The following is a 9,744-nucleotide window of genomic DNA, read 5'->3' as shown; positions in this document are numbered from 1 at the left end:
CTTGCCGGCGTGGTTGCATGAGTACAACTGGCATCGCCCACATGCCAGTCTGAGTTATTTACCGCCGATTAGCCGGATAGCTTCTGTGAACAACCTGGTGGGTTTACACAGCTAGCCTGCTAGCGATGGCGTCTTTGAAGCCTCAGTAATCTTCCCCTCGTCCGGTGACGTCCTTCTCCACCATCACCGAATCCAAATCCTGCCCCGCCGGAAACTTCACTTTCAGATTCCACGCAAACGCAATGATCTCGGCGATCGTGCGGTACAACTCCTCCGGGATGCTGTCTCCCAACTCCATGCGCGCCAGTAACCTCACCAGCTCCGGGTTTTCGTAGATCGGTACTTCGCAGTCGCGGGCGATCCGCAAGATTTCTTCCGCCAGTTCTTCGTCGCCCTTGGCGGTGAGGGTGGGGGCGTGGCTGCCGTCGTATTTGAGGGCGATGGCCTGGCGTGGAGTGTTGGGATTGTTCATGCGGTTTCGTCGACCCAGCGTTGTTCGAGGCGGGTTTGTGGGCCTTGGGGCGGTTTGCCGAGGTGGCAATCGAGGTCGCTGACGTTCAGCCCTGATGCCAGCAGGCGTTGGCGCAAAGCGGCGAGGTTAGATTCGATGAGGCTGGCGGTATACGGCCGTTCGGCCCATAGCTGGCTGGACAAGCTGCCCTTGATCAACTGCGCCTGGACCTGCATCGGCCCAAGCGGCTCCATGTCGAACGCCAACTCGACCCGCCACAGTTGCTGTTTCGGCTCGCGCTCGTCGCGCCGCTCCTGGGGTTGATCCTTAACGGGGGCCTCTTCGCGCTGGAACTTGATCTGCAACGGCACGATGTCCTGCATGTTTCGCATCGGAACTTCCAGCTGCCAGGTGCTCATCAGGCGACCGTCACTGGTCACACCGGTCTGCTCCAGGCTCGATAGCTGATGACTTTGCAGGCGGGAAACCGCGGCAGCGGCCAGGCGCAGCAGGTGTTCGAGATCATCTTCGCCGTCGGCGCTTTGCAGCAGGCGCTCGGGCAGCGGGAAACCGGTGGGCGACGGTTTGGCGCTGACCTGGCCGAGCATGCCAAGGGCGTTACGCACGAAGCTAGGCATCGCATGAGCCAGCGTATTGGCGGCGATGATTGCGCTCAGGTTGGTGCTGGATGACAGGTTTGGTGTCAGTTGCGCGATCAGTTTGAGCAAATCGCCTTTCATGTCCGGGGCGAGCGTCGGGTTCTGGCCGGTGAGCAGTTTCGATTCAAGGAATGCGCCGCTGCCGGCCAGCGCCAGCGCCAGGCCTTTGGGTGTGCTCAGTTGCTGCACGTCCGGCAGGCCGGCGAGCAATTTATCCACGGCTGCGCGCAAATCGCTGGAAGTCTGGTTCGAAGGTGGCAGATTTTGCAGGAGTTTAAGCAAGCCATCCAGCGAACCCTGGCGGTTGGTCTGGCTGAGCAGTTGCTGGGTCACTGCCAACTGTTCCTGGCGGCTGCTCAGCGGTACGAACTTCAGCGTCTGCGTGTCCTGCACCTGCGCGCTCAACAAGGTGCCGATGCGTAACGGCTGCGGGCTGTCGACACTCAATGTGCTGCCGCTTAGCGCGGTATTGAGCAGGCTGACCATCGAGCGAAACACCATCGGCTGGCCCGGCACCTGCGGCAACACCTGGGAAGTCAGGACCTTGCCCTGCAACAAGGTTCCGACCGGCAATTGTGCGGTGTCGATGCGGGTGAGGGTGGCGACGCTCGACGCAATGGCCTGTTGCACGGTGACAGCCAGGTTGCCAGCTGAAGGCTGAGTGACGGCCATGCTGGTGCCTTGGGCCAATGGCTGGTTACTGGTGGCCTGGACGGTGGTTTGGCGACCGCTTTCGAGGGTGACCTTGAGCAGCAATTGAAACGCCTGGTCTGCCTGCTTCAGCGACAGCACTTCGGCCTTGGCGGTTTGGCCCGCGGTGATCAGGCCTTCGATGGGCGTGAGCAGCTTGAGCAACTCGCCACTGACCGCCGGCGGACGGTTAGTCGCCGGTGTGGTCTGCGGTAGCGGGAGGATGTTCATTTCGCCTGTCATACGCGGTCACAACCTTGGGAAAATGCGCGCTTTAGAGTAGGAAATGGCATGTATAATGCCGCGCGGTTGTATACAGGGTGCCCGAAACATTGCAATTATTTGACGCAAGTCGTCCGCTCGGGTGGCCAATGCATCTATTCTGCATCTCTTTAACGGCCGCGCCAGAGCCGACTTGAACGTATAAGGTCCGTGAACCCTTGACCAGTCCTGTCCTGCAAACTGTTGCCCTTGCCTGTGAGCGAGACCTTCGGCTGCTCTTCGAAAATCTCGATTTGAGACTGGCCAGTGGCGAAATGATGCAGATCAGTGGCCCTAATGGCAGTGGCAAGACCAGTTTGCTGCGCCTGCTCTCGGGGTTGATGCAGCCGACGGCCGGTGAGGTCCTGCTCAACGGTCAGCCGCTGAACGAGCAACGGACGGAACTGGCGCGCAACCTGTTGTGGATTGGTCATGCCGCGGGCATCAAGGACCTGCTGACCCCGGAAGAAAACCTGAGCTGGCTTTGCGCCCTGCATCAACCAGCCTCCCCTGAAGCGATCTGGCAGGCATTGTCTGCGGTCGGGCTGCGCGGTTTCGAAGACGTTCCCTGTCATACATTGTCCGCCGGGCAGCAACGCCGCGTTGCCCTTGCGCGTTTGTATCTGGACAGCCCGCCGCTGTGGATTCTCGACGAGCCGTTCACCGCGCTGGACAAGCAGGGTGTTGCACAACTCGAAGAACACCTCGCCGGCCACTGCGAACGTGGCGGCATGGTGGTCTTGACTACTCACCACACGCTGAGCCGCATGCCGGCCGGTTACCGCGACATCGATTTGGGGAAATGGGCCGTATGAGTGTTTTTGGCCTGTTGGTCGCCCGAGAAGCCCGTTTGCTGTTCCGCCGCCCTGCGGAACTGGCCAATCCGCTGGTGTTCTTCGCCATTGTCGTTTCGCTGTTCCCGTTGGCGGTCGGACCTGAGTCTCAATTGTTGCAAACCTTGTCTCCGGGGCTGGTCTGGGTGGCAGCGCTTTTATCGGTTTTGCTCTCGCTGGACGGGCTTTTCCGCAGTGATTTCGAAGATGGATCACTTGAACAGTGGGTCCTTTCGCCGCACCCCCTGCCTCTTCTGGTTTTGGCCAAGGTGCTGGCACACTGGGCTTTTTCCGGCCTGGCATTGGTTTTGCTCGCTCCCTTGCTGGCGCTGATGCTTGGTTTGCCTGCCGCCTGTCTGCCAGTGTTGCTGCTTTCGTTGTTGCTGGGTACACCGGTGCTGAGCCTGCTCGGTGCAGTGGGCGCGGCGCTGACGGTCGGTTTGAAGCGTGGTGGCCTGTTGCTGGCGTTGCTGATCTTGCCGTTGTATATCCCGGTGCTGATTCTTGGCAGTGGCGCCTTGCAGGCGGCGTTGCAAGGCTTGCCGGCAACCGGTTTTCTGCTGTGGCTTGGTAGCCTGACCGCCCTGGCGATAACCCTGACACCTTTTGCAATAGCTGCTGGCCTGAAGATCAGCGTCGGCGAATAATGAGGTCTGGTTATTTTTAACCAGTAAAGACCCTGGCTGGAGCGTGACAACGCACAGCAACCGTGATGGAAACAGTAATGAACTGGACGTGGTTTCATAAGCTCGGCTCGCCCAAATGGTTTTATGGCATCAGCGGCAAAATGCTGCCGTGGTTGAGCGTCGCGGCGTTGCTACTGATTGGCGTTGGCGTGGTCTGGGGCCTGGCGTTTGCGCCCCCGGACTACCAGCAAGGCAATAGCTTCCGCATCATTTATATCCACGTCCCGGCTGCGATGCTGGCGCAGTCCATCTACGTGATGCTGGCCGTGTGCGGCATCGTCGGGCTGGTCTGGAAAATGAAACTGGCCGACGTCGCCCTGCAATGCGCGGCGCCCATTGGTGCCTGGATGACCGCCGTGGCGCTGGTCACCGGGGCGATCTGGGGCAAGCCGACCTGGGGCTCGTGGTGGGTCTGGGATGCACGCCTGACGTCCATGTTGATTTTGCTGTTCCTGTACTTCGGTCTCATTGCGCTCGGGCACGCGATCAGCAATCGTGACAGCGCGGCCAAGGCCTGTGCGGTGCTGGCGATTGTCGGTGTGATCAACATCCCGATCATCAAGTACTCGGTGGAGTGGTGGAACACCTTGCACCAGGGCGCAACCTTTACCCTCACCGAAAAGCCGGCGATGCCAGTCGAGATGTGGCTGCCATTGCTACTGACGGCGTTGGGTTTCTATTGTTTCTTCGGCGCGGTCCTGTTGCTGCGCATGCGTCTTGAAGTACTCAAGCGTGAAGCCCGGGCCAGTTGGGTGAAAGCCGAAGTTCAAAACAGCCTGGAGGTCGTTCGATGAGTTTTGCGTCATTCGGCGACTTCCTCGCCATGGGCCATCACGGTCTGTATGTCTGGTCGGCCTATGGCATCTGCCTGGCGGTGCTGGCCCTCAACGTGGCGGAGCCGATCCAGGCCCGCAAGCGGTATCTGCAACAAGAGGCGCGTCGTCTGCGCCGGGAGAACGGCAAGTGAATCCCCTGCGTAAAAAGCGTCTTATCATCATTCTCGCGATTCTGGTGGGTGTCGGCGCTGCCGTCGGCCTGGCCCTGAGCGCTCTGCAGCAGAACATCAATCTGTTTTACACACCGACCCAGATTGCCAATGGCGAAGCGCCGCAAGACACGCGTATTCGAGCGGGCGGCATGGTCGAAAAGGGTTCTCTGCAACGCTCAGGCGATTCGTTGGACGTGAAATTCATCGTCACCGACTTCAACAAATCCGTGACCATCACCTATCGCGGCATCCTCCCGGACCTGTTCCGCGAAGGGCAGGGGATTGTCGCCCTGGGCAAGATCAATGCCGATGGTGTGGTAGTGGCCGATGAAGTGCTGGCCAAACACGACGAGAAGTACATGCCGCCGGAAGTGACCAAGGCGTTGAAAGACAGTGGTCAATCCGCTCCTACACCAGCGAAGGAGGGTTGATCCATGACTTCCGGCATCTTTATTCCCGAACTGGGCCATCTGGCGATGATCCTGGCCCTGTGCTTTGCCCTGGCCCAGGCCGTGGTGCCGTTGATCGGTGCCTGGCGCGGTGACCGTTTCTGGATGAGCCTGGCCCAGCCGGCCGCGTGGGGGCAGTTCGCGTTTTTGCTGTTCGCCTTCGGTTGCCTGACCTACGCCTTCATGGTCGATGACTTCTCCGTGGCCTATGTGGCCAACAACTCCAACAGCGCGTTGCCGTGGTACTACAAGTTCAGTGCCGTGTGGGGCGCGCACGAAGGTTCGTTGCTGCTATGGGCTTTGATCCTCGGCGGCTGGACCTTTGCGGTATCCGTATTCTCCCGGCAGTTGCCGCAGGTCATGCTGGCCCGCGTACTGGCGGTGATGGGCATGATCAGTACTGGTTTCCTGCTGTTTCTCATCCTCACGTCGAACCCGTTCAAACGCATCCTGCCGCAAATGCCCAGCGATGGCGCTGACCTGAACCCGTTGCTGCAAGACATTGGCCTGATCGTTCACCCGCCGATGCTGTACATGGGTTACGTCGGGTTTTCGGTGGCCTTCGCCTTCGCCATCGCCGCGCTGATGGGCGGTCGCCTTGATGCGGCGTGGGCGCGCTGGTCGCGTCCGTGGACCATCGTCGCCTGGGCCTTCCTCGGCATCGGTATCACCCTGGGCTCATGGTGGGCCTACTACGAACTCGGCTGGGGCGGCTGGTGGTTCTGGGACCCGGTGGAAAACGCCTCCTTCATGCCTTGGCTGGTCGGCACCGCGCTGATTCACTCGCTTGCGGTCACCGAAAAGCGTGGTGTGTTCAAGAGCTGGACCGTGTTGCTGGCCATCGCTGCGTTTTCGTTGAGCCTGTTGGGCACTTTCCTTGTGCGTTCCGGCGTGCTGACCTCGGTGCACGCGTTTGCCTCGGACCCCGAGCGCGGCGTGTTCATCCTGATTTTCCTGCTGTTTGTGGTCGGCGGTTCGCTGACGCTGTTCGCCCTGCGCGCGCCGGTGGTCAAGAGCCAGGTCGGCTTCAACCTCTGGTCCCGGGAAACCCTGTTGTTGGGCAACAACCTGGTACTGGTAGTGGCGGCTTCGATGATCCTGCTGGGCACCTTGTACCCGTTGATTCTCGATGCCATGACCGGCGCCAAGCTGTCGGTTGGCCCGCCATACTTCAACGCGCTGTTCATCCCGTTGATGGCCTTGTTGATGTTGGTCATGGCGGTCGGCGTGATCGTGCGCTGGAAAGACACCCCCGTTAAATGGCTGCTGAACATGCTGACCCCGGTGCTGCTCGGCAGCGCCGCCATGGCTGTCGTGGCAGGCGTCGCGTACGGCGATTTCAACTGGGCGGTGCTGGCGACCTTCATGCTGGCGGCCTGGGTGTTGCTGGCCGGTGTGCGTGACATCTTCGACAAAACACGTCACAAAGGCCTGATCAAAGGCTTGCCGACCCTGACCCGCAGCTACTGGGGCATGCAGGTTGCGCACCTGGGCATCGCGGTCTGCGCCCTGGGCGTGGTGTTGTCTAGCCAGAACAGTGCCGAGCGCGACCTGCGCCTGGCACCCGGTGAATCCATGGACCTGGGCGGTTACCAGTTCATCTTCGAAGGCGCCAAGCATTTCGAAGGCCCGAACTTCACGTCTGACAAGGGCACCATACGGGTGATCCGCGACGGCAAGGAAGTCAGCGTGCTGCACCCGGAAAAACGCCTCTATACCGTGCAGAACTCGGTGATGACCGAAGCCGGGATCGACGCAGGTTTCACCCGTGATCTTTACGTCGCACTGGGTGAACCACTGGGCGATGGCGCCTGGGCGGTGCGTGTTCACGTCAAGCCGTTCGTGCGCTGGATCTGGTTCGGTGGCTTGCTCACCGGTTTTGGCGGGTTGCTCGCGGCGCTGGATCGCCGTTATCGGGTCAAGGTGAAAAGCCGCGTGCGCGAAGCGCTGGGCATGTCTGGAGCCACTGCATGAGACGTTGGTTAATGCTGTTGCCACTGGCGATTTTTCTGGTGGTCGCTGTTTTCCTGTATCGAGGTCTTTACCTGAACCCGGCCGAGCTGCCTTCGGCGATGATCGGCAAGCCATTCCCGGAGTTTTCCCTGCCCGCAGTGCAGGGCGACAAAACCCTGACCCGTGCCGACATCCTCGGTAAACCGGCACTGGTCAACGTGTGGGGCACCTGGTGCATTTCCTGCCGGGTCGAGCACCCGGTGCTCAACAAACTGGCCGAGAAGGGCGTGGTGATCTACGGCATCAACTACAAGGACGTCAACGTCGATGCCTTGAAGTGGCTGGACGAATTCCACAACCCGTATCAACTGGATATCCGCGACGATGAAGGCACGCTTGGCCTGAACCTCGGTGTATACGGTGCTCCGGAAACCTTCTTCATTGACGCCAAGGGCATCATTCGCGACAAGTTCGTCGGGGTGATCGACGAGCAAGTCTGGCGTGAAAAACTGGCGGCCAAGTATCAGGCGCTGGTTGATGAGGCCAAGCCATGAAGCGCTGGTTCGCCGCCGTTATTCTGGGCTTGAGCCTGGCCGGTGTGGCGCACGCCGCCATCGACACCTACGAGTTCGCCAAGGAAGGTGATCGCGAGCGTTTTCGCGAGCTGACCAAAGAGCTGCGCTGCCCCAAGTGCCAGAACCAGGACATCGCCGACTCCAACGCCCCGATCGCCGCCGACTTGCGAAAAGAGATTTTTCGCATGCTGGGCGAGGGTAAGGACAATCAGCAGATCATCGACTTCATGGTCGACCGCTACGGTGATTTCGTCCGCTACAAACCCGCTCTGAACGCCAAGACCGCGCTGCTCTGGTTCGGCCCCGCTGGCCTGTTGCTGGGCGGTGTCGTGATCATCGCCGTGATCGTCCGCCGTCGTCGCGTGCAACGCGCCCAAACCCCGGGCTCGCTCTCTGCCGAGGAGCGTGAGCGCCTCGACCACCTGTTGGATAAAAACCAAGAATGATTGATTTCTGGCTCGCTGCAGGTTTGCTGCTATTGGTAGCCCTGAGTTTTCTGTTGATCCCCATTCTGCGTAATCGTCGCGCCCAACTGGAAGAGGATCGTACTGCCCTGAACGTGGCGCTGTATCAAGAGCGCGTGGCTGAGCTGCAGGTTCAGCAAGAAGAGGGCGTGCTCGATGCCGCGCAGATGGACGCCGGTCGCGCCGAAGCGGCCCGTGAACTGCTCGCCGATACCGAAGGCGTTGCCGCACCGCGAACTTCGCGCCTGGGCAAGTCGGCGCCATTGCTGGCGGCGATCCTGGTGCCGGTGTTGGGTCTTGGTTTGTATCTGCATTTCGGTGCCAGCGACAAAGTCGAGTTGACCCGGGAATTTTCCCAGGCGCCAAAGTCGATGGAAGAGATGACCCAGCGCCTGGAGCGTGCGGTCGCCGCTCAACCGGAATCTGCAGAAGCGTTGTATTTCCTGGGTCGTACCTACATGACTCAGGATCGTCCGGCGGATGCGGCGAAGATCTTCGAGCGCACCGTTAATTTGGCCGGTCGTCAGCCTGAACTGCTGGGGCAATGGGCGCAGGCCCAGTATTTCGCCGATGGCAAGAAATGGTCGGACAAGATCCAGGCACTGACTGACGAAGCGTTGAAAGCCGATCCGAAAGAAGTCACCAGCCTTGGCCTTCTGGGCATCGCGGCTTTCGAAGGCGAGCGTTATCAGGACGCCATCAATTACTGGAATCGCCTGCTGGAGCAACTGCCTGCGGACGACAAATCCCGTATCGCGCTGCAGGGCGGCATTACACGCGCCACCGAGAAACTGGTGGCCGGTGGCGGTAAGGTCGCCGTGGCTCCCGTGGTCAAGACAGCCGCGCTGCTCAAGGTTCAGGTGGTTCTGGCGGCCGATCTGAAAGCCAAGGTCCAGCCGGGCGACAGCGTGTTCATCTTCGCCCGAGCCACCTCCGGTCCACCGGCGCCGCTGGCAGCCAAGCGCTTGACCGTGGCTGACCTGCCGGCAACCGTCGAACTGGGCGATGCTGACGCAATGATGCCGCAGTTGAAACTGTCGAACTTCCCTGAAGTCCAACTGGTTGCGCGCATTTCCCGTGCTGGCCAACCGACGGCTGGCGAGTGGATCGGTCGCAGCCAACCTTTGGCCAGCAGCACCACCGCGCCACAAAAACTGACTATCGACAGCCCGGACAAATAACACCGGGAAACAACAGGAAGACCGCCATGACCGCTATCGCTCGTATCACCCTGCTCAGTGTTGTTTTAGGGCTGAGCGCTTGTGCGGTCCAACGGCCACCTGAACGACCATCGCCACCCTCGATCCCGCCATCGCAGCCGAGCACCAAGCCGACACCATCGACAGTGCCGAGCAAACCGACCACCCCGTCCAAGCCTGCCAAACCGTTGCCGCGCACCTCCGCCAGCTTTGCGCCGCCGCCGGGAGGCAACAGCCATTGGGATGCGAAGTTGGGTGTCTATGTGCTCGATGACCAGCCCAATACCTTTTATCGCCAGCGTACCTATTACCGTTGGGATAATGGCTGGACCCGGTCGATCAGTCCGAAGGGGCCTTGGGAGGAGACGGATATCCACGGGGTGCCGGGTGGCTTGGGGCGGCAGTTCGGGCAGTGATGGAAAAGGCGACCTTCAGATCTAATGCCAGTCAGTTAAAGAACTGTAGGAGCGAGCTTGCTCGCGAAAAACGTTAACGATGACGCGAGCGTCCTGAATGGTCGCGGCGTCTATGGGTTT

The 9,744-nt window shown here is 60.4% G+C and carries 12 protein-coding genes and 1 pseudogene; 11 read left to right on the top strand and 2 right to left on the bottom strand.

Annotation, left to right across the window (positions count from 1 at the left end; genetic code table 11):
- Positions 1 to 115: pseudogene (locus tag ACRESJ_RS16435) on the top strand (IS481 family transposase); the annotation flags it as partial.
- 27 nt (positions 116 to 142) lie between these two features.
- Here the strand turns inward: ACRESJ_RS16435 and ACRESJ_RS16430 are convergent.
- Together ACRESJ_RS16430 and ACRESJ_RS16425 are read right to left on the bottom strand one after the other, a co-directional pair.
- Positions 143 to 472 (bottom strand): EscU/YscU/HrcU family type III secretion system export apparatus switch protein, encoded by a 330-nt coding sequence (locus ACRESJ_RS16430; RefSeq protein ID WP_431758843.1) that lies wholly within the window; start codon positions 470 to 472, stop codon positions 143 to 145.
- Positions 469 to 2,043, bottom strand: a complete 1,575-nt coding sequence (locus ACRESJ_RS16425; RefSeq protein ID WP_431758842.1) for a flagellar hook-length control protein FliK — start codon at positions 2,041 to 2,043, stop codon at positions 469 to 471. The genes ACRESJ_RS16430 and ACRESJ_RS16425 overlap by 4 nt, the downstream gene beginning before the upstream one ends.
- 197 nt (positions 2,044 to 2,240) lie before the next feature.
- Between ACRESJ_RS16425 and ccmA the strand changes: the two genes are divergently transcribed.
- The 10 genes from ccmA to ACRESJ_RS16375 all read left to right on the top strand — a co-directional run bounded on the left by ccmA (position 2,241) and on the right by ACRESJ_RS16375 (position 9,624).
- Positions 2,241 to 2,876 carry a cytochrome c biogenesis heme-transporting ATPase CcmA gene (ccmA, locus tag ACRESJ_RS16420; RefSeq protein WP_431758841.1) on the top strand — a complete coding sequence of 212 codons (636 nt, stop codon included), beginning with the start codon at positions 2,241 to 2,243 and terminating at the stop codon, positions 2,874 to 2,876.
- Positions 2,873 to 3,541, top strand: coding sequence for a heme exporter protein CcmB (gene ccmB, locus ACRESJ_RS16415; protein ID WP_431758840.1), 669 nt, complete (start codon positions 2,873 to 2,875; stop codon positions 3,539 to 3,541). Before ccmA ends, ccmB begins: the two co-directional genes overlap by 4 nt.
- Before the next feature lie 77 nt (positions 3,542 to 3,618).
- Positions 3,619 to 4,374, top strand: coding sequence for a heme ABC transporter permease (locus ACRESJ_RS16410; protein WP_431758839.1), 756 nt, complete (start codon positions 3,619 to 3,621; stop codon positions 4,372 to 4,374).
- Positions 4,371 to 4,547, top strand: coding sequence for a heme exporter protein CcmD (gene ccmD / locus ACRESJ_RS16405; protein ID WP_431758838.1), 177 nt, complete (start codon positions 4,371 to 4,373; stop codon positions 4,545 to 4,547). The genes ACRESJ_RS16410 and ccmD overlap by 4 nt, the downstream gene beginning before the upstream one ends.
- On the top strand, positions 4,544 to 4,999 hold the full coding sequence (gene ccmE, locus ACRESJ_RS16400) for a cytochrome c maturation protein CcmE (protein ID WP_149629143.1): 456 nt from the start codon (positions 4,544 to 4,546) through the stop codon (positions 4,997 to 4,999). The genes ccmD and ccmE overlap by 4 nt, the downstream gene beginning before the upstream one ends.
- 3 nt (positions 5,000 to 5,002) lie before the next feature.
- Positions 5,003 to 6,991: a heme lyase CcmF/NrfE family subunit gene (locus ACRESJ_RS16395; RefSeq protein WP_431758837.1), complete on the top strand. Its 1,989-nt coding sequence runs from the start codon at positions 5,003 to 5,005 to the stop codon at positions 6,989 to 6,991.
- Positions 6,988 to 7,524 (top strand): DsbE family thiol:disulfide interchange protein, encoded by a 537-nt coding sequence (locus tag ACRESJ_RS16390; protein ID WP_431758836.1) that lies wholly within the window; start codon positions 6,988 to 6,990, stop codon positions 7,522 to 7,524. Before ACRESJ_RS16395 ends, ACRESJ_RS16390 begins: the two co-directional genes overlap by 4 nt.
- Entirely contained in the window at positions 7,521 to 7,991 is a 471-nt protein-coding gene (locus ACRESJ_RS16385) for a cytochrome c-type biogenesis protein (protein ID WP_431758835.1), read from the top strand. The genes ACRESJ_RS16390 and ACRESJ_RS16385 overlap by 4 nt, the downstream gene beginning before the upstream one ends.
- Positions 7,988 to 9,190: a c-type cytochrome biogenesis protein CcmI gene (gene ccmI, locus ACRESJ_RS16380; RefSeq protein ID WP_431758834.1), complete on the top strand. Its 1,203-nt coding sequence runs from the start codon at positions 7,988 to 7,990 to the stop codon at positions 9,188 to 9,190. The genes ACRESJ_RS16385 and ccmI overlap by 4 nt, the downstream gene beginning before the upstream one ends.
- A gap of 26 nt (positions 9,191 to 9,216) precedes the next feature.
- Positions 9,217 to 9,624, top strand: coding sequence for a hypothetical protein (locus ACRESJ_RS16375; RefSeq protein ID WP_431758833.1), 408 nt, complete (start codon positions 9,217 to 9,219; stop codon positions 9,622 to 9,624).
- The last annotated feature ends 120 nt before the right edge of the window (positions 9,625 to 9,744 follow it).

The sequence above is a fragment of the Pseudomonas sp. genome (genome assembly GCF_050739655.1).
Lineage (GTDB): Bacteria > Pseudomonadota > Gammaproteobacteria > Pseudomonadales > Pseudomonadaceae > Aquipseudomonas.
The sequence above is the reverse complement of the archived record's forward strand: the minus strand, read 5'-3'. Positions and strand labels throughout refer to the sequence as shown.